Annotated in this window: 20 protein-coding genes; 13 read left to right on the top strand and 7 right to left on the bottom strand. The window is 69.5% G+C overall.

Going from position 1 to position 17,122, the window contains the following annotated elements; translation table 11 throughout:
• Positions 1 to 4: 4 nt before the first annotated feature.
• From rnr to rpmG, 5 genes are all read left to right on the top strand, one after another.
• On the top strand, positions 5 to 2,272 hold the full coding sequence (gene rnr / locus ASG48_RS08210) for a ribonuclease R (protein ID WP_055847749.1): 2,268 nt from the start codon (positions 5 to 7) through the stop codon (positions 2,270 to 2,272).
• Positions 2,273 to 2,285: 13 nt separating this feature from the next.
• Complete coding sequence (locus ASG48_RS08205; RefSeq protein ID WP_200939573.1) at positions 2,286 to 2,711, top strand: DUF983 domain-containing protein; 426 nt, start codon at positions 2,286 to 2,288, stop codon at positions 2,709 to 2,711.
• A 14-nt stretch (positions 2,712 to 2,725) separates the two neighbouring features.
• A complete protein-coding gene (locus ASG48_RS08200) occupies positions 2,726 to 3,412 on the top strand; it encodes an NUDIX domain-containing protein (protein WP_055847743.1) in 687 nt (228 codons plus the stop codon).
• A gap of 54 nt (positions 3,413 to 3,466) precedes the next feature.
• Entirely contained in the window at positions 3,467 to 4,609 is a 1,143-nt protein-coding gene (locus ASG48_RS08195) for an MFS transporter (RefSeq protein WP_055848075.1), read from the top strand.
• A gap of 171 nt (positions 4,610 to 4,780) precedes the next feature.
• A complete protein-coding gene (gene rpmG / locus ASG48_RS08190; RefSeq protein ID WP_055847740.1) occupies positions 4,781 to 4,948 on the top strand; it encodes a 50S ribosomal protein L33 in 168 nt (55 codons plus the stop codon).
• 472 nt (positions 4,949 to 5,420) lie between these two features.
• Here the strand turns inward: rpmG and ASG48_RS08185 are convergent, their stop codons facing one another.
• Together ASG48_RS08185 and ASG48_RS08180 are read right to left on the bottom strand one after the other, a co-directional pair.
• Positions 5,421 to 6,785 carry a PleD family two-component system response regulator gene (locus ASG48_RS08185; protein WP_055847738.1) on the bottom strand — a complete coding sequence of 455 codons (1,365 nt, stop codon included), beginning with the start codon at positions 6,783 to 6,785 and terminating at the stop codon, positions 5,421 to 5,423.
• An 8-nt stretch (positions 6,786 to 6,793) separates the two neighbouring features.
• Positions 6,794 to 7,165 (bottom strand): response regulator, encoded by a 372-nt coding sequence (locus ASG48_RS08180; RefSeq protein ID WP_055847735.1) that lies wholly within the window; start codon positions 7,163 to 7,165, stop codon positions 6,794 to 6,796.
• Positions 7,166 to 7,259: 94 nt separating this feature from the next.
• Between ASG48_RS08180 and ASG48_RS08175 the strand changes: the two genes are divergently transcribed.
• From ASG48_RS08175 to dinB, 4 genes are all read left to right on the top strand, one after another.
• Complete coding sequence (locus tag ASG48_RS08175; RefSeq protein ID WP_055847730.1) at positions 7,260 to 7,574, top strand: DUF3572 domain-containing protein; 315 nt, start codon at positions 7,260 to 7,262, stop codon at positions 7,572 to 7,574.
• Positions 7,571 to 8,230 (top strand): hypothetical protein, encoded by a 660-nt coding sequence (locus ASG48_RS08170; protein WP_244486820.1) that lies wholly within the window; start codon positions 7,571 to 7,573, stop codon positions 8,228 to 8,230. Before ASG48_RS08175 ends, ASG48_RS08170 begins: the two co-directional genes overlap by 4 nt.
• Before the next feature lie 139 nt (positions 8,231 to 8,369).
• Positions 8,370 to 8,792: an acyl-CoA thioesterase gene (locus ASG48_RS08165; RefSeq protein ID WP_055848070.1), complete on the top strand. Its 423-nt coding sequence runs from the start codon at positions 8,370 to 8,372 to the stop codon at positions 8,790 to 8,792.
• A 215-nt stretch (positions 8,793 to 9,007) separates the two neighbouring features.
• Positions 9,008 to 10,084 carry a DNA polymerase IV gene (gene dinB / locus ASG48_RS08160; RefSeq protein WP_055847728.1) on the top strand — a complete coding sequence of 359 codons (1,077 nt, stop codon included), beginning with the start codon at positions 9,008 to 9,010 and terminating at the stop codon, positions 10,082 to 10,084.
• A 28-nt stretch (positions 10,085 to 10,112) separates the two neighbouring features.
• On the opposite strand, the gene ASG48_RS08155 is transcribed toward dinB, so the two are convergent.
• Positions 10,113 to 10,544 (bottom strand): CBS domain-containing protein, encoded by a 432-nt coding sequence (locus ASG48_RS08155; protein ID WP_055847725.1) that lies wholly within the window; start codon positions 10,542 to 10,544, stop codon positions 10,113 to 10,115.
• Positions 10,545 to 10,635: 91 nt separating this feature from the next.
• Positions 10,636 to 11,361, bottom strand: coding sequence for a rhomboid family intramembrane serine protease (locus tag ASG48_RS08150; RefSeq protein ID WP_055847721.1), 726 nt, complete (start codon positions 11,359 to 11,361; stop codon positions 10,636 to 10,638).
• 376 nt (positions 11,362 to 11,737) lie between these two features.
• Between ASG48_RS08150 and ASG48_RS08145 the strand changes: the two genes are divergently transcribed.
• Both ASG48_RS08145 and ASG48_RS08140 read left to right on the top strand, forming a co-directional pair.
• The gene (locus tag ASG48_RS08145; RefSeq protein WP_082529339.1) at positions 11,738 to 12,358 is read left to right on the top strand and encodes a PilZ domain-containing protein; all 621 of its coding nucleotides are present in this window, start codon (positions 11,738 to 11,740) and stop codon (positions 12,356 to 12,358) included.
• 504 nt (positions 12,359 to 12,862) lie between these two features.
• Positions 12,863 to 13,459, top strand: coding sequence for a transglutaminase-like cysteine peptidase (locus ASG48_RS08140; RefSeq protein WP_055847718.1), 597 nt, complete (start codon positions 12,863 to 12,865; stop codon positions 13,457 to 13,459).
• Between the two features lie 106 nt (positions 13,460 to 13,565).
• Here ASG48_RS08140 and ASG48_RS08135 read toward each other — a convergent pair whose 3' ends face one another.
• The 3 genes from ASG48_RS08135 to ASG48_RS08125 all read right to left on the bottom strand — a co-directional run bounded on the left by ASG48_RS08135 (position 13,566) and on the right by ASG48_RS08125 (position 15,510).
• Positions 13,566 to 13,775 (bottom strand): DUF3126 family protein, encoded by a 210-nt coding sequence (locus ASG48_RS08135; RefSeq protein WP_055847715.1) that lies wholly within the window; start codon positions 13,773 to 13,775, stop codon positions 13,566 to 13,568.
• A gap of 64 nt (positions 13,776 to 13,839) precedes the next feature.
• Entirely contained in the window at positions 13,840 to 14,664 is an 825-nt protein-coding gene (gene cysE, locus ASG48_RS08130) for a serine O-acetyltransferase (protein ID WP_055847712.1), read from the bottom strand.
• Positions 14,665 to 14,757: 93 nt separating this feature from the next.
• Positions 14,758 to 15,510: an alpha/beta hydrolase gene (locus ASG48_RS08125; protein ID WP_055847709.1), complete on the bottom strand. Its 753-nt coding sequence runs from the start codon at positions 15,508 to 15,510 to the stop codon at positions 14,758 to 14,760.
• A gap of 172 nt (positions 15,511 to 15,682) precedes the next feature.
• Here ASG48_RS08125 and ASG48_RS08120 point away from each other — a divergent pair, with 172 nt between their 5' ends.
• Together ASG48_RS08120 and ASG48_RS08115 are read left to right on the top strand one after the other, a co-directional pair.
• Entirely contained in the window at positions 15,683 to 15,922 is a 240-nt protein-coding gene (locus tag ASG48_RS08120) for a zinc-finger domain-containing protein (RefSeq protein WP_055847707.1), read from the top strand.
• A gap of 16 nt (positions 15,923 to 15,938) precedes the next feature.
• Positions 15,939 to 17,099, top strand: a complete 1,161-nt coding sequence (locus ASG48_RS08115) for an FAD-dependent monooxygenase (protein ID WP_055847703.1) — start codon at positions 15,939 to 15,941, stop codon at positions 17,097 to 17,099.
• Positions 17,100 to 17,122 lie beyond the last annotated feature (23 nt).

The raw sequence follows: 17,122 nt of genomic DNA, 5'->3' as shown, positions 1-17,122 counted from the left end.
GATCATGGCCAAGCGCGCGAAAGGTCCCGACCTCCCGACCCGCGTGACGCGCGAAGCCGTGCTGCGCTTCATCGCCGAGAATCCCGATCAGGCCTCCAAGCGGGACATCGCCAAGGCGATCGGCATCAAGGGGTCGGAGCGCATCCATCTGAAGGACATTCTCGGCGATCTCGCCGCCGAGGGCGCCATCGCCGGCAACCGCCGCAGCTTCCAGCGGCCGGGCGCCCTGCCCGATGTCGGCGTCCTGGAGATCCGGGGCCGCGACGAGGACGGCGGTCTTCTGGCGGAGCCCGTCGGCTGGGACGAGGCGAGACTCGGGGAGCGCCCGCGCGTGCCCGTTCGTCAGGAGTCCGGGCGAGGGCCGGCCGCCGGCATCGGCGAGCGCATCGTCGCCAAGGTCGAGACGGACGAGGCGGGCGAGCGTTTCGCCCGCGTCATCCGCGTTCTGGAGAAGCGGCGCACCGTCGAGATCGGCGTCTTCCGCGCAAGGCCAGGCGGCGGCGGGCGGGTTGAGCCCGTCGAGCGCAAGCAGCTCGAATACGCCATCGCGCCCGGCGACGAGAAGGGCGCGACGGACGGCGATCTCGTCGAGATCGAGCCGGGCGCCCGCCAGCGCTTCGGCCTGCCCTCGGCGAGCGTCCTCTCCGTCGTGGGCTCGATGAAATCGGAACGGGCGATCTCGACCATCGCCCTCCATGCCCATTCGATCCCGCATGTCTTCCCGAAGGTCGTCCTGGAGGAAGCCGAGCGCGCGGGGCCCGCGACGCTCGACGCACGGGAGGACTGGCGCGCCCTCCCCCTCGTCACGATCGATCCCGCCGACGCCAAGGATCACGACGACGCGGTCCACGCCGCCGACGATCCCGATCCCGCCAATCCCGGCGGCATGATCGTCACCGTCGCCATCGCCGACGTCTCCTGGTACGTGCGCCCCGGCTCGCGGCTCGACGCGGAAGCGCTGCTGCGCGGCAACTCGGTCTATTTCCCCGACCGCGTCGTGCCCATGCTGCCCGAGCGCATCTCCAACGATCTCTGCTCGCTGCGCGAAGGCGTCGACCGGCCGGCGCTCGCCGTGCGCATGGTGCTGGGCGGCGACGGTCAGAAGCGCTCCCACCGCTTCCACCGCATCATGATGCGCAGCCATGCCAAGCTCGCCTACGAGGCGGCCCAGGCCGCCCATGACGGCGCGCCGAACGAGGTGCCCGAGGCGATCACGCGCGACGTCCTCGCCCCCCTCTGGAAGGCCTATGCGCTCGCCCGGCGCGGCCGCGACAAGCGCCAGCCTCTCGATCTCGACCTGCCCGAGCGCAAGATCCGCCTCGACGAGATGGGCCGCGTCGCGTCCGTCTACGTGCCCGAACGGCTGGATGCGCACCGGCTGATCGAGGAATTCATGATCCTGGCGAATGTCGCCGCCGCGGAGGCGCTGGAAGCGGCACGCCAGGCGCTGATCTACCGCGCTCATGACGCGCCTTCGCTCGCGAAGCTGGAAGCCCTGCGCGACTTCCTGCGCACGCTGGAGATCCCGCTGGCGCAGGCCGGCTCGCTGCGCCCCTCGCATTTCAACGGCATCCTCTCGCTGGTGCGCGGCGGCGAGCACGAGAATCTCGTCAACGAGGTCGTCCTGCGGTCCCAGAGCCAGGCGATCTACACGCCGGAGAATATCGGCCATTTCGGCCTGAACCTCGCCCGCTACGCGCATTTCACCTCGCCGATCCGCCGCTATGCCGATCTCGTCGTGCACCGCGCGCTCGTGACCGCGCTCGGCCTCGGCGAAGGGGGCCTCAGCGCCGAGGACGAGGAGCGGCTGGAGGCGACGGCCGAGGCCATCAGCCGCGCCGAGCGCCGCGCCATGGCGGCCGAGCGCGACACGGTGGACCGGCTGATCGCCCATCACCTCACAGACCGCATCGGCGACGCGTTCGACGCCCGCATCGCCGGAGTCACCAAGGCCGGTCTCTTCGTCGCCCTGCCGGCCTATGGGGCCGACGGATTCATCCCCATCTCCACGCTCGGCGCCGAGTATTTCCACTACGACGAGGCTGGCCACGCCGTGATCGGCGAGCGCAGCGGGCTCGGCTACCGGCTCGGCGACCGGGTGGAAGTGAAGCTGAAGGAGGCGATCCCGCTCGCCGGCTCGATGGTGTTCGAGATGCAGAGCGAGGCGCGCAAGCTCCCCGCCTCCACCGCGTCCTTCCACAAGAGCCGCACGGGCAAGGGCGGGCGCCTGCGCAGGACGGACAAGCCGGCGCGCGGACGGCGCAGGCACTAGCGAGGTGATGACGATGGCAGCCTATCCCGAGACGACGACGCAGGCCCCGGCTCCGGCCAGGGTGCTCTGGCCCGCCATGCTGCGCGGCCTTCGCTGCCGCTGCCCCAATTGCGGCGAAGGCAAGCTCTTCGCCGGCTACCTCACGAGCGTACAGGAATGCGCGGTCTGCCACGAGGAGTTCCACCATCACCGCGCCGACGACCTGCCGCCCTATCTCACGGTCTTCATCGTCGGCCACGTCGTCGTCGCCCTGTTCATGGGGCTGGAGCAGATGGCGGACCTGAGCATGTGGGTGCATCTGGCGATCTGGGTGCCGGTGACGCTCGTCATGTCGCTCTTCCTCCTGCGGCCGCTGAAGGGCGCCACGATCGCGCTGCAATGGGCGCTGCGCATGGGCGGCTTCAACGGCGAGGCGCGGGGCGAAGAAGGCGTGGCGTGAAGGGGCCGGCGTCCATGGCGCCTGCCGCCAGAATCCGCCCGCGCGACGCCGCGACGCTGATCGTCCTCGATCTCGACGCCGAACCGAGGATCCTCATGGGCCGGCGGGCGATGAGCCACGTCTTCATGCCCGGCCGCTACGTCTTTCCCGGCGGCCGCGTGGAGCCGGACGATCTTCGCCGGGCCCGGTCCCTGCCTCTGGCCGAGGCCGCGCTCGAGCGCCTCGCCGCGCGCACCACCGCCCGCCACCGCCCGCACCATGGCGCGGCGCTGGCCATCGCGGCCCTGCGCGAGACCTTCGAGGAGACCGGCCTCGTCCTCTGCGCCCCGGCCGAGGCGCCTGCATCTGCCCCGGCTCCACACGCGGCCGGCGCCATCGCCTTCGAGCCGCGCCATCTCGTGCCGGTCGCCCGCGCCATCACGCCGACCGGCCTGTCACGGCGCTTCGACACGCGGTTCTTCGCCGTCTCCGCCCGGCATGTCAGCCCGGCCCTCAGCCTTCCGGCCCCGCCGACCGACGAATTCGACGCGCTCGGCTGGTTCACCTTCGAGGAGATCGCAGGGCTTGACTGCGCGCGCATCACGCGGCTCGTCATCTCCGAGATCGAGACACGTGTCAGAGACGGCAGCTGGCAGGACCCGTCGCTCTCGATTCCCTTCTGGCGGACGCGGCAGGGCCGCCATGTCTGCGAACGCATCTGAGGGCCACCAATGCTCGTCCACGATACGATGGAGGCTGGCGCCGCGGACGCGCCGATCGACTGGCTCGGCATCGGGGCCGCCGTGGCCGCGATCAGCGCGGTGGGGCTGGCGCTCGGGCTCGGCCTGCCGCTCCTCTCCACCGTCCTCGCCGAGCGTGGCGTCTCCAGCACGATGATCGGGGCGAACGGCGCGACGGCCGGCATCGCCTCGCTCGTCGCCGCGCCCCTCGTGACGCCCATCGCCCGGCGCGTCGGCGTGGCGCGGGCGATGCTCGTCTCGATCCTGGCATCGGCTGCGGCGGCGATCGGCTTCTACCTCTTCGAGAGCCTTCCCGCCTGGTTCGCGCTGCGCGTCGTCTTCCATTTCGCGGTAACGGTCCTCTTCATCCTCTCCGAGTTCTGGATCAACGCCGCCTCGCCGCCGCACCGGCGGGGGCTGGTGCTCGGCGTCTACGCCACCGTCCTGTCGCTCGGCTTCGCCATCGGGCCGATGATCTTCGCGGCGGTCGGCTCGAAGGGCATCGCGCCCTTCGCCATCGGCGCCGTCCTCATCCTCGCCGCCGCCCTTCCCGTCGCGGCCGCCTGGAGCCGTGCGCCGACGATCGGCGACTCGCCCGGCCGGTCGAACTTCTGGGCCTATGTCGTGGCGGTGCCGACGGCGACGGGCGCCGTCTTCGTCTTCGGCGCGGTGGAGGGCGGCGGCTTCGCGCTCTTCCCCGTCTATGGCGCAGCGATCGGATACGACCAGGCCGCCGCGGCCCTGCTCCTGTCGGCCATCGGTCTCGGCAACGTCCTCCTGCAGGTGCCGATCGGCCTCCTCTCGGACCGCTTCTCCGATCGACGCCCGCTGCTCGCGGCCTTCGCGGCCTGCGGTCTCGCGGGCACGCTGGCGCTGCCGGCGCTGGCCGGGGCATGGTGGCCGACGGCGTTCCTGCTCTTCCTGTGGGGCGGCATCGTCGCCGGGCTCTACACGGTGGGCCTCGCCCATCTCGGCTCCAAGCTGAAGGGGGCCGATCTCGCCACCGCCAACGCCGCCTTCATCTTCTGCTATGCCGGCGGCATGCTGGCCGGGCCGCAGGCGCTGGGTGGGGCGATGGACGGTTTCGGCCCTTCCGGCTATCCGCTGACGCTCGCCGTCTTCTTCGGGGCCTATCTCCTTCTCACCCTCGCGCGCCTCGCCCGGCCGGGCGCGGCTTGACAGCGCGGAACTTGCGGCTATGGTCCGCCGCAAAGCCGCCGCTCTGCCGAGGGGCGTGTTTCCTGCGTGGCACCGGCGAGCGGCCGGGATCCTCGCACCACTCAATCGAACCGAATATGGGACGCGGGACGGCCTGGCCGACGCAACACCCAGAGGCGAACGGACAGTACGATGGCCAAGGCGACCACGATCAAGATCAAGCTTCTCTCGACCGCCGACACCGGCTTCTTCTACACCGCGAAGAAGAACAGCCGCACGATGACCGAGAAGATGTCCAAGACCAAGTACGACCCGATCGTGCGCAAGCATGTCGAGTTCAAGGAAACGAAGATCAAGTAAGCTTCTTTCTTTCTAGCCGATCGCAGTCGAACGCCGCCCCCGCCCGGGGGCGGCGTTCTGCGTTTCGCCCGCCGGGCCTTTGCTTGCGCGGCGGGAGACTCGCCGCTCGCGGTCGTGTCGCGCATGGAAAAAGCGCCCGCCGGGCGACCGGCGAGCGCTTGCAGGCATCGAAGAAGAGGAAGGCCGGTTGGCCGGCCGGCAGTCGCGCCACGGTACGAGGAAACCGATTCTGCACGCTGCCGACCGACCGCCCCACGGACCCAGGAGATGCGGCGGACCTGAGCATTCCATGGGGTTTCTGCGGGAAGGGAGGCTTGGCGCACTCCCTCCTGAACCCGACTGGAACCTCGCGCAGATCGTCCGGGAATGCAATGTTTTCGGCCTCTCCGGCCGATGACGTTTGAAAGAATGGTTAAGCGATTGCTTCGCTTGCGAGCTTTGGCACAGAGGAATCGTTAGGGATGCCGCCCGGTCAGGCGGCGCGGGACATGACGCGATTGCGGCCGTGGCGCTTGGCCTCGTAGAGACCCTCGTCGGCGCGCTTGACGAGCGAGGCCGCGTCGTCGGTCTGGGGGTCGAACACGGCAAGACCAGCGCTCACCGTGACCGCCAGGACTTCGCCGGCGATCGGAAAGCCCTCCTGCGAGACCGCGAGGCGCAGGCGCTCGGCGACCCGCATGGCGGCGACCCCGTCGGCATCGGGCATGAGCACCATGAATTCCTCGCCCCCATAGCGGCACGGCAGGTCGCTCGCCCGCACGCTGGCGCGCAGCCGGCGGGCGAATTCCTGCAGCACGGCGTCGCCGGCATCGTGGCCGAACCCGTCGTTGATGCGCTTGAAATGGTCGATATCGGCGATCAGGAGCGCGAAGCTGCCCTGATTGCGTTGCGCACGCGCGACGGCCTGCGCCAGATGCGCGTCGAGGAAGCGACGGTTCGGCAGGCCGGTCAACGGGTCGGTGACGGCGAACTCGATCGTTTGCTCGAGAGAGCGGCTGAGCCGGCGGTCGTAGCGCCGGCGCCGGACCTGCGTGCGCATGCGGGCGAGCAGCTCGTTGCGGTCGAGCGGACGCTGGATATAGTCGGTCGCGCCGAGCTCGAGCGCGCGGGCCGCCCGGGCCTCGTCGCCCATCGGCGTCAGGACGAGAATCGGCAGGCGGCGCGTGGCTTCGGCCGAACGCAGTTGCGAGACGAGGCGCAGGGGATCGACCGATTGCACGTCGAGGTCGACGATGGCCAGATCCATGGCGGCGGCGCCGGCCTGTGCCAGGAACGCCGCGGGCACGTCGAAGACGGAGAGATCGATCTCGGGCCGCATGGAGCGGATGTGGCGCTCGGCCGCATCGCCGGGCGCGAGGAACGCGACGGCCTGTCCCGGCAGCGCCGTGTCCTCGTCCAGGCCGCCGGCATCCTCTGTGACGACGCTGAGCGCGCTCGCCGCGCGCCGGCGCAGCTCGTCCGTCATCAGCTTCAGCCGCGTCAGGCTGCGCACGCGGCTGAAGAGCTGGAGGTCGCGCACGGGCTTGGTGAGGAAGTCGTCCGCCCCCGCCTCGAGTCCCGTCACGCGGTCGGCCGGCTGGTCGAGCGCGGTGATGAGCACGACCGGCACGTGCTGCGTGGCCGGATTGGCCTTCAGCCGCCGGCACACCTCGTAGCCGTCCATGTCCGGCATCATCACGTCGAGGAGGACGAGGTCGATATCGTCCCGCTCCATCGCGGCGAGCGCCTGCGCCCCGCTATGGGCCGTGACGACCTCGAAATATTCCGCGGCGAGCCGCACCTCCAGAAGCCGCACGTTCACTTCGAGATCGTCGACGACGAGGATACGCGCGGTCATGGTGGGGCTCAGGCGTCGCCGAGGAAGGACTTGATGGTCTCGATGAACTTGGTGACCGAGATGGGCTTGGAGATATAGGCCTCGCAGCCGCCCTGGCGAATGCGCTCCTCGTCGCCCTTCATCGCGAAGGCGGTGACAGCGATGACGGGGATCTTGTAGAGTTCGGGGTCGGCCTTCAGGTTCTTCGTCACCTCCAGGCCGGAGATTTCCGGCAGCTGGATGTCCATCAGGATCAGATCCGGCCGGTGCTGTCTTGCGAGATCCACCGCAGTCAACCCGCTGCGGGTCTGGACGGTGGCGTAGCCGTGGGCTTCGATCAGGTCGCGGAAGAGCTTCATGTTGAGCTCGTTGTCCTCGACGATCATCACGGTCTTTGCCATGGGCGATACTCCTTGCCTCGACCGGCGAGCGATCTTTCGGTATCGATGCCGAACAGGTCTAGCGCGATTTGATTTAACAAATGGGAATCTCCGCTTGAGCGACGCAGATCGAAGCCGCCGACCCACGAAAGGCGGGCCGACGACCGCCGAGGCGGAGGGACTGGCGATCGACGCGCTCGGCTTTATCGCCGCCGACGCGACGCTCCTGCCGCGCTTCCTCGCGCTGACAGGCCTCGACGCCTCGGATCTGCGCCGGGCCGCCGCGGAGCCGGGCTTTCTGGCGGGAATCCTCGCCTTCCTTCTCTCGCACGAGCCGACGCTGCTCGCCTTCTGCAGTGCCGAAGGCGCCGATCCCGCGCGCGTGGCGGCCGCCCATGCCAGGCTGGCGCAGACGGGGCACGCCCTTTGAGCCGCGAGCGTCATACGGAAGGGCCGGCGATCGGAACGCTGAAGCCCACGAAGCCCGGCCTACTCGTCCTCGACATCGACGAGGTCGTGCTGGAGTTCATCGCGCCCTTCGAACGGCTTCTGGAGGAGATGGGCGCGCGCCTCCATGTCGACGGGTTCCGGCTGACGGGCAATGTGCGCTCGATCTCAACCGGCACGGCGCTGACCGGCCACGAGCTCGACGGCATCACCGCGCGTCTCTACGAAGAGCAGATCGAACGCCAGCCGGCCGTGCCGGGCGTCCTGAAAGCGCTGGAGAGCCTTTCGTCCCTGGCCGACATCGTCTTCCTCACCGCGATGACGCCCTCCTATCACGCCCGGCGCCGGACCCTTCTCGACGGGCTGGGCCTCACGCACCCGATGATCGCCACCGAACGCTCCAAGGGCGGCGTCGTGGCGGAACTGGCCGCGCTCTGGGGCGGGCCCGTCGTCTTCGTGGACGACCTGCCGCCCAATCTCGAAGCCGTGCGCCGCTCGGTGCCGGAGGTCCATCTCGTGCATCTCATGGCCAATACCGTGTTCCGCCCTCACCTTCCGCCCCTGCCGCCCGGCGCCCTCGCCGCGGCGGACTGGGACGAGGCCGAAGCGCTGATCCGCGAGCGGCTCGCCGTCGCCTGAGGGGGGACCGCAGGCGCGCCGACGACAACGGATCTGGCGCGCCGCCCTGTGGGCCGATCGCCCGCAGGGGCCGAAACTGCCGCATGCACGAACGGATGGGCGCGACGGCGGGCCGCGCGCCGAACGGAGAGGGATGGGCATGGAACAGGCGATGGATCTCGACCGGCGCAAGGGCGCCGGACCCACGATCCGAACGATCGCGATGCCGGCCGACACAAACCCGGCCGGGGACATATTCGGCGGCTGGCTTCTGGCGCAGATGGATTTCGCGGCCGGGGCGGCCGCCGCGCGCCGCGCCAAGGGCCGCTGCGCGACGGTCGCCATCGACGCGATGCAGTTCCTGCGCCCGGTCTATGTCGGCGACGAGGTCAGCCTCTATACCGAGATCGTCTCCGTCGGCCGCAGTTCCATGCGCATCGCGGTGGAAGCCTGGCGGCGGTCGCGCGAGAGCGAGGAGACCGAGCAGGTGACGCGGGGGCTCTTCACCTTCGTCGCCATCGACGCCGACCGAAAGCCGCGCCCGATCGCCACCGAGGGCGAGGCCGAGGCGGCGCCCGTCTGACGGAGGGCGGCCCGCCGGTCGGGCGGCGACGCGATCGTGATGCCGCCCATGACCGCCGGCGCGCCGAACGGCTTGGCCGGCTTGCGCGCATGCTCTATGTTCGCGCTCCGTTCCGATGAATCGCCGAGCCGAGCCGTGAGAGTGTCGCAGGCCGACTGCCGTGAAACCCTGCCTGGCCTGCACGGAATGCGTCGGCGCGCCGAAAGGTCGCCGGGATGAGTGCCGCGCCGCGCAAGATCATCCATGTCGACATGGACGCCTATTACGCCTCGGTGGAGCAGCGCGACGATCCGAGCCTTCGCGGCGTGCCCGTTGCCGTCGGCGGGTCGAGCGAGCGGGGCGTCGTCGCCGCGGCGAGCTACGAGGCGCGCCGCTTCGGGGTCCGCTCCGCCATGCCCTCCTCCACGGCCCGCCGCCGCTGCCCCGACCTCGTCTTCGTCAAGCCGCGCTTTGAGGTCTACAAGGCGATCTCCCGGCACATCCGCAGCATCTTCGCGCGCTATACCGATCTCATCGAGCCCCTGTCGCTCGACGAGGCCTATCTCGACGTCACCGAAAACAAGCTCGGCTGCACGTCCGCCACCGAGATCGCAGCGATGATCCGCGCCGACATCCGGGCCGAGACCGAGCTGACCGCCTCGGCGGGCGTCTCCTACAACAAGTTCCTCGCCAAGCTCGCCTGCGAGCAGAAGAAGCCGGACGGGCTCTTCGTCATCGCCCCCTCCTTCGGCCCGACCTTCGTGGAGGATCTCGGCGTCGGGAAATTCCACGGCGTCGGCCCCGCCACGGAACGGCGGATGAACGAGCACGGCATCTTCCGGGGCCGCGATCTGAGGGCGCTGTCGCTGGAGGCGCTCACCCAGCGCTTCGGCAAGGCCGGAGCCTATTACTACGGCATCGCCCGGGGCATCGACGAGCGGCCCGTGCGCGCCAACCGCATCCGAAAGTCGCTCGGCGCAGAGACGACCTTCAACGCCGACCTCCACGAGGGCGACGAGATGCGCGCGGCGCTGCGTCCGCTGATCGAGAAGGTGACGCTCCAATGCGCGGCGCAGGGCATCGCGGGCCGCGCGGCGACGCTGAAGGTCAAGTTCTCCGATTTCCGCATCGCCACGCGCAGCCGCACCTGTCCCGGCAGGCTGGTCGAAGCCGACGCGGTCGAGACGGTCGTCCACTCGCTTCTCGAACCGCTGCTGCCGGTGAAGAAGGGCGTTCGCCTTCTGGGCGTGACGATCTCGGCTCTGGAGCGGCTTGACGATGCGCCGCTGTCGCAGCTCGCCCTGCCGCTGTGAGACGCAGACCCGCCCGCGCGGTCCGCCGTCAGCCGGCGGAGATATAGTCCCGCATCTCGCTCGCCTCGCGCTCCACCGTCTCGATGCGCTGCTTGACGACGTCGCCGATCGACACGACACCCACGACCCGCTCGTTCTCGATCACGGGAAGATGGCGGAAGCGACCGTTGGTCATCAGTTCCATCGCCTCGTCGACCGTGGTGTCCTGCGTGCAGGTCGTGACCTTCAGGGTCATCACCTCGTCGATCGTCTGAGACAGGGAATCGACGCCGGACCGGGCGATGACGCGCACGACGTCGCGTTCCGAGACGATTCCGGCGAGCCGCCCGTCCGGGCCGAGCAGCACGAGCGCGCCGACCTTCTTCTCGGCGAGCGTGCGGGCCACATCGTGCACGGTGGCGGTCTGCGTCGCGGTGAGGACGTCGCGACCCTTGGTGTCGAGGATATGACGCACTGTCATTGTCGTAATCTCCATCCCGTTCGTGACTGCTTTTTTGAGCGGGATGGTGCGACACTTGGGCCGGGACCGCAAGGGTGCCGGGCTTCGCGCCTCAGGGACGCCGGCGGTCGAAGAGCTGGAAACCGAGAAAGCCGAAGACGAAGCCGCCGAGATGGGCTTCCCAGGCGATGGGGCCGCCCGCGAAGGCCGCGCCGAGCCCGGTTCCCACGATGAGATTGGTGGCGAAGAAGACGAGGATGAAGAAGAGGACCGTTCGGTCTGCGAGCGCCGCTCCCACCGAGGTGAGCGGGCGCCAGGCGCCGTTGGCCGAGAAGGGCCGGCCCTGCGGCCCGGAAAAGGCGAAGCGGCAGGCGCCGCCCATCAGCGCGGAGACGACGCCCGAGGCACCGACGACCGGCTCGATCAGGTCGGGATTCATCACGAGGAAGGCGAGCGCCCCCGCCGCGGCCCCCACGGCGCAGAACAGGAGGAAGCGCCCGTTGCCGATCCTGCGCGCCACCGGCGTTCCGAAGGCGAGAAGCCAGAGGGCGTTGGCGCCGAAATGCATCCAGTCGCCGTGCAGGAACGCGTGGGAGAAAGGCGACCAGAGGAGCGCCCCGGGCTCGCGGAGGGCGCAGACCTCGTCGACGATCGTGTAGCAGCCGGGAATGAAGGCGAAGTTCAGCAGGATCCAGGTGGCGTCGAGCGGCCCGAGGATCATGGTGCGCAGCGCATGCGCCATGGCGAAGGCGGCGATCGAGACGAGCACGATCGTCGGCACGTTGAAGGCCGGGGGCCGCTTGGGCGGGGCGATCCCGCGGTCTTCGGCAAAACTCATCGGAACGTCCTCGCGCGCACGGCAAACTCACGCGCTACCTAGCGCGGTGCCCGGCAAAAGCTTGGACGATCGGTCGGTAAAAGAAAGGGCCGTTCCGCGGTCGAGGCGAAACGGCCCAAGGTGGTGTCGCCCCTCGACTGGAGATCAAGGCGACGCCGCAGATCCGGTCCGAAGCGGACGATCCTGCGGTCGTGGCGCGACACTAGAACGGAGGCGGGCCGCGCTTCAATCCCCCTCGCGGAGGAGAGTTAACACTAAGCAAAACATAGCGTTTCCGACGTTTCCCGCTTGCTTTCAGTCGCTTGCCCGCTTCCATCGATCGTTAAGTTTCGTGCGGTAAGAAATGGGAAACCACGAGACGCGAGCGGCGATTTCCATGACGGCCCATGCGATGACCGAGGAGGACCCCGCCGCCAACGCTCGCTTCGCCGAGCGTCGCCGGTTCGCGCGCGTCAAGGTCGACCTTCTCGGCCGCTTCATGCTCGAGGATCAGTCGGAATATCCGTGCCGGGTGGAAGATATGTCGCCCGGCGGTGTCGCCGTGCTGACCCCTGTCACCCCGCGCCAGGGCGAGCGCGTCGTCCTCTATGTCGATCACGTCGGGCGCCTCGAGGGCACCGTGCAGCGCCTGTTCGACGGCGGATTCGCCTCCCTCGTCGTGGCGACGGACCGCAAGCGCGAGAAGCTCGCCGCCCAGCTCACCTGGCTCGCCAACCGGCACGAGCTCGACCTGCCGGAGGACCGGCGCCACGCCCGTCTCCAGCCGAAGAAGCAGGCCGTCGAGATCGTCCTCGAGGACGGCCGCCGCTATCAGGTGCGCATCATGGACCTGTCCCTTTCGGGCGCCGCCGTGAAATCCGGCGTCCGCCCCGCCATCGGCGAGCGCGTCACGCTCGGCACGATGCAGGGCCGCATCGTGCGCCATCTCGAGGAAGGCTTCGCCATCGAGTTCTCGAAGGTACAGTCCCTCGATACGATCGAGCGTGAGTTCATCTAGCGCCGGCGGAACGCCGCGCCGCTGTCGGACGGAGAACGGCAGGACAGGCTTCGTTCACCATCCCGGGCGAGCCGTGCCCGCGCCGATCCCAAGATTTCAGGAGGAACCGGGTCGGGACGGGCGCAAATCTTAACGCCGGGACTGCCTCGACCGTCCGTCCGTTAAGCTTCGCATCGCGCCTGCCTGTCGCCGTCGCATCCGAGACCGCAGGCCCTCCGGCCGACGACATGGAAGCGCGGTGCATCCCGGAGGCCGACAGGCCCGGCACTCTGCGACGACGCCACTTCAACTCGACCCTCCCAAACGCGCGGCTTCGTCCGAGCGGCCGGCAAAGCTTGACGCGACCTTGCCGCGACCGCTCGAAACGTCGCGTTCCGCTTTGCGAATCCGGCGCCGGACACGTCAACGGAACGCGGACGATTTGAAGCAATTTGCGCCTTCCGGTTTGGGCGCGAGGTAAAGCGCCGCTGCCACTCTCCCGCCACAGACGGAGAGGCAGTCCCCATGAAATCCTTCCTGATCGCGGCCATCGCCCTTGCCGGCCTTTGCCTTGCGGATGCCGGCGAGGCCGCGCCGCGCGGATTCGACATGCCGGTCTCCGGCGCGACGTCGCAGCCGGTCGGCCATTACGAGTTCTGCAAGCGCTATGCCGCCATGTGCGGCGCCAATGCATCGGGCGCCGGCGTGAAGCTCGACGTCACGCTCTGGGATCGCCTGGTCGAGGTGAACAACGCCGTCAACGCGAGCATCTTCCCGCGCACCGACGAGGAGATGTACGGCGTCCCGGAAGTCTGGTCCTACCCGACCACCCAGGGCGACTGCGAGGACTTCGTGCTCCTCAAGCAGTATATGCTGGAGCGCGGCGGCGTGCCGGCCTCGGCGCTTCTCATCACCGTCGTGCGCCAGCCGAACGGCGACGGCCACGCCGTCCTCACCGTGCGGACGGACCGGGGCGAGTTCGTTCTCGACAATCTGGACGACGCCGTCCGCCTGTGGACGGACACGCCCTACCAGTTTCTCAAGCGCCAGTCGGTCGGCAATGCCGGCAAATGGGTGGCGATCGCGGACGATCGCGACCTGCTGGTCGGCTCGGTGCGCTGAGGGCGCGAACCCCTCTCGACGGCGCCCCGATTCCACACATGCGAAAGGCCGGCTCCCCAGGGGCCGGCCTTTCGCATGGTTCACCGTCTCGGCGCGACAGGCGATCCTAGTCGAGATCCATCTCCAGGATCGTCATGGTCAGGTGGTAGGAGAGTTCGCCCTCGTCCTCGTCCTTGGCGATGAGGCCGACGAATTCGTCGTTCAGGTAGACTTCGGCCGAATCCTTCTTGCGCGGCATGGCGCGCACTTCGACGTCGGCCCCTTTCAGCGTCTTCTTCAGATAGGCCTGCAGCTTGCGAATCTCGTCGGGTTTCACGCTCGTCTCCTGAACTGTTCCGGCCCATAGCTAGCATCGGGCCGACGAATTCAATCCTCGAAGCTCAGTCGTCCCGCTCGAAACACTGGTCCATCGCGCGGGCCGGTTCGTCGCATCCACCCGTCGAGCCGATCACGCGGGCGGGCACGCCGGCGACCGTCGTCATCGGCGGCACTTCCTTCAGGACGACCGATCCCGAGGCGACCTTCGAGCAGTCGCCCACACGGATATTGCCGAGCACCTTGGCGCCGGCCCCGATGAGGACGCCGCGCCCGATCTTGGGATGGCGGTCGCCATGCTCCTTGCCCGTGCCGCCGAGCGTCACGTTCTGGAGGATCGACACATTGTCGGCGAGTTCCGCCGTCTCGCCGATCACGATGCCCGTCGCGTGGTCGAAGAAGATGCCGCGCCCGATGCGGGCGGCGGGGTTGATGTCGGTCTGGAAGACGGCGGAGGAGCGCGACTGCAGATACAAGGCGAAGTCGCGCCGGCCCCGGTTGAGGAGCCAGTGCGCCAGGCGATGGGTCTGGATGGCGTGGAACCCCTTGAAGTAGAGCAGCGGCTCCAGGTAGCGCTCGCAGGCCGGATCGCGGTCGAACACCGCCTGCAGGTCGCTGCGCAGGCTCTCGCAGAACCCTTCCTGCGCGGCCACCATCTCGTGGAAGGTCTGCGCGATGACGATGGCCGGCACGTCCGCATGGTCGAGCCGCTGCGAGACGCGCTGGATCAGCGCCGATTCCAGCGTCGAATGGTTGAGGACGGTGGAGAAGATGAAGCCGGACAGGACCGGCTCGCGCGTCGCCGCCTCCTGGGCCTCGTCGCGCACCCGGGCCCAGATGGGATCCACGGCGGACAGCCGCTCCTGCGGCAGACGACTGCTGGCGCTCATGGCCTTCTCCTCGGCGGGACGTCCATCGCTGGCGTCGGAAGAGTGAGATAATGCGCCGATGACAAGAAGGAAAGAAGACGATGCCTTGCGGCCTCAGGCCTTCAGGAAATCCAGCACCGCCGCCTTGAAGGTGCGGTCGCCCACCGCCAGCATGTGGTCGCGCCGCTCGATGGCGAAGGCGCGCCCGTTCGGCAGGAGATCGGCGAGCGCCTGTGCCGAACCGGCGATGTCGTCTTCGGTGCCCACGCCGACGAGCGTCGGCTGCGCGATGCGCCGCACCTCGTCCATCGCCAGTTCCGCCCGCGACGTCTCGATGCAGGCGGCCAGCGCCGCGCGGTCGCTGCGGGTGCGGTCGGCGAAGGCGCGGAACATCCGCCCGCGCGCGTGGATCACGTCGTCGAGAGAAGGCGCGCGCAGCGCCGCGGCGATGGGGTCCCAGTCGCCGACGCCTTCGACGAGACCGAGGCCGAGGCCGCCGAGGACGAGTCTCGTCACACGGTCCGGCCGGGCGAGCGCGGCGAAGGCGCTGACGCGCGCGCCCATCGAGTAGCCGAACCAGACCGCGCTCGTAAGCCCCAGCGAATCGAGCAGCGCGAACCCGTCGCCGCCCATCGCCTGCGGCGTGTAGGCGGCACCCTCGCGCGGCTTGTCGCTCTCGCCATGGCCCCGGTGATCGTAGGCGATGACGCGATAGCCGGCCTTCGTCAGCGTCTCCACCCAGCCCGGATCGATCCAGTTCACCCGCATCGAGGAGGCGAAGCCGTGGACGAGAAGGACCGGCGCGCCCTGCCGGTCGCCCTCGTCGAGATAGGCAAGCTCGTATCCGTCGTTGGCGAAGCGCGGCATCGCGATCCTCGTGGCTGTCGAAGGCGGCCGCGCTCGCGCGGGCCGCGAAAAGGGGTGCGGTCTCGCCTCGCAGTAGGACGACCGGCGGCCGCAGACCAGCCCTGTTCTTTCCCGAACGGCGCGACTATGGTCCGCGCGGCTTCACACGACAGGAAAAGACGAGGCGCTCGACATGGCCGGCCATACGATTCCGCATTTCCAGAACGACGAGGGCCACGAGCAGATCGAGATCGGGGCGCGCGAGTTCATGTGCGTCGGGGCGAACCCGCCGCACGATCACCCGCATATCTACATCGATCTCGGCGACGAGAACGAGAAGGTCTGCAGCTACTGTTCGACGCTCTACCGCTACAACGGCGCGCTGAAGAGCAACGAGACGCGCCCGGCCGGCTGCCTCTACGAAGCGGCCTGACGCGGCGCGCCGGGCGGTGACGCCCGAGACGCCGATCGCCGTCGTCGGCGCGGGAATCGCGGGCCTCGCGCTCGCCCTCGCGCTCGAGAAGCGCGGCCGGGCGGTGCGCCTGTTCGAGGCAGCGCCCGCCCTCTCCGCCCTCGGCGCCGGGCTCCAGCTCTCGCCCAACGCCCTGCGCGTCGTCGACGCGCTCGGCCTCCTTCCCGAACTCGAGGCGCTCGCGAGCCGGGCGCACGCCGTCACGCTGCGCCGCGCCTCGGACGACCGCGCCATTGCGCGCGTGCCCGTGATCTCGACCGACGGCACGCCCTATCTCTCGCTGCACCGGGCCGATCTCCAGCGAGTCCTCCTTCGCGCCGTGGAACGGCGGCCGCGGATCGACCTTCATCTCGGCCATCGCCTGGAGGCCGTGCGGCCGCGACCGGACGGCATCGCCCTCACCTTTTCCTGCGGCACCGATGCGCGCGTGACGGTCGAGGCGGGCCTCGCGGTGGGCGCGGACGGCGTCCATTCCGCCCTCGCCTCGGCCGCCGGCCTCCAAGATGCGGCACCGACGGGCCGCACCGCCTGGCGCGCGATGGTCGAGGCGCGCTCGCAGGGCGACGGCGCGCCGGGCATCACGGCCTGGCTCGCGGCCAATCGGCATGTCGTCGCCTATCCCGTCTCGGGCGGGATGCGCACGAATGTCGTGGCGATCCTGCCCTCGGCGGCGCGGGAGGACCGATCCGGCGGCCCGGCATTTCCGAAGTCGAAGACGGCGCCGCGGCTGGCCGACCTCCTCGCGCGTGCGGATGGCTGGACGCCCTGGCCCATCCTGCAAACGCCCGCGCAGCGACCCTATCGCCTGTGCGAGGACCGTGCCGTGCTGATCGGCGACGCTGGCCATGCCATGGCGCCCTTCGCCGCGCAGGGCGCGGCGCTCGCGCTGGAGGATGCCGCGGTGCTGGCGGACTGCCTCGTTTCCGAAGCTTCGCCGGCCGAAGCGCTCGCGCGCTACGAGGCGGCCCGCCGCCCGCGCATCGACGCCGTTCGCCGGCGCGTCGCCTTCCACCGCCGGGTCTATCACCTGCCGGCGCCGCTTTCGCTCGCCCGCGACGCCGCGCTCGCGCTGCGTGCGCCGGCCTCTCTCGCGGCCGATCTCGCCTGGCTCTACGACTGGGCGCCGCCGCTCCGCTGATGGGGTGCCAGACTGGATTCGCC

Origin of the sequence: Aurantimonas sp. Leaf443, from assembly GCF_001425575.1 — a bacterium.
In the GTDB taxonomy this organism is placed as follows: domain Bacteria; phylum Pseudomonadota; class Alphaproteobacteria; order Rhizobiales; family Rhizobiaceae; genus Leaf443.
This window is presented reverse-complemented; position numbering and strand designations above follow the sequence as displayed.

What these genes read in the sequence shown, in the direction of transcription:
- rnr (WP_055847749.1), top strand. Translation starts at nt 5, where the DNA reads ATGGCCAAGCGCGCGAAAGGTCCCGACCTCCCGACCCGCGTGACGCGC.
- ASG48_RS08205 (WP_200939573.1), top strand. Translation starts at nt 2,286, where the DNA reads ATGGCAGCCTATCCCGAGACGACGACGCAGGCCCCGGCTCCGGCCAGG.
- ASG48_RS08200 (WP_055847743.1), top strand. Translation starts at nt 2,726, where the DNA reads ATGGCGCCTGCCGCCAGAATCCGCCCGCGCGACGCCGCGACGCTGATC.
- rpmG (WP_055847740.1), top strand. Translation starts at nt 4,781, where the DNA reads ATGGCCAAGGCGACCACGATCAAGATCAAGCTTCTCTCGACCGCCGAC.
- ASG48_RS08185 (WP_055847738.1), bottom strand. Translation starts at nt 6,785, where the DNA reads ATGACCGCGCGTATCCTCGTCGTCGACGATCTCGAAGTGAACGTGCGG.
- ASG48_RS08180 (WP_055847735.1), bottom strand. Translation starts at nt 7,165, where the DNA reads ATGGCAAAGACCGTGATGATCGTCGAGGACAACGAGCTCAACATGAAG.
- ASG48_RS08165 (WP_055848070.1), top strand. Translation starts at nt 8,370, where the DNA reads ATGGAACAGGCGATGGATCTCGACCGGCGCAAGGGCGCCGGACCCACG.
- dinB (WP_055847728.1), top strand. Translation starts at nt 9,008, where the DNA reads ATGAGTGCCGCGCCGCGCAAGATCATCCATGTCGACATGGACGCCTAT.
- ASG48_RS08155 (WP_055847725.1), bottom strand. Translation starts at nt 10,544, where the DNA reads ATGACAGTGCGTCATATCCTCGACACCAAGGGTCGCGACGTCCTCACC.
- ASG48_RS08150 (WP_055847721.1), bottom strand. Translation starts at nt 11,361, where the DNA reads ATGAGTTTTGCCGAAGACCGCGGGATCGCCCCGCCCAAGCGGCCCCCG.
- ASG48_RS08145 (WP_082529339.1), top strand. Translation starts at nt 11,738, where the DNA reads ATGACGGCCCATGCGATGACCGAGGAGGACCCCGCCGCCAACGCTCGC.
- ASG48_RS08140 (WP_055847718.1), top strand. Translation starts at nt 12,863, where the DNA reads ATGAAATCCTTCCTGATCGCGGCCATCGCCCTTGCCGGCCTTTGCCTT.
- cysE (WP_055847712.1), bottom strand. Translation starts at nt 14,664, where the DNA reads ATGAGCGCCAGCAGTCGTCTGCCGCAGGAGCGGCTGTCCGCCGTGGAT.
- ASG48_RS08125 (WP_055847709.1), bottom strand. Translation starts at nt 15,510, where the DNA reads ATGCCGCGCTTCGCCAACGACGGATACGAGCTTGCCTATCTCGACGAG.
- ASG48_RS08120 (WP_055847707.1), top strand. Translation starts at nt 15,683, where the DNA reads ATGGCCGGCCATACGATTCCGCATTTCCAGAACGACGAGGGCCACGAG.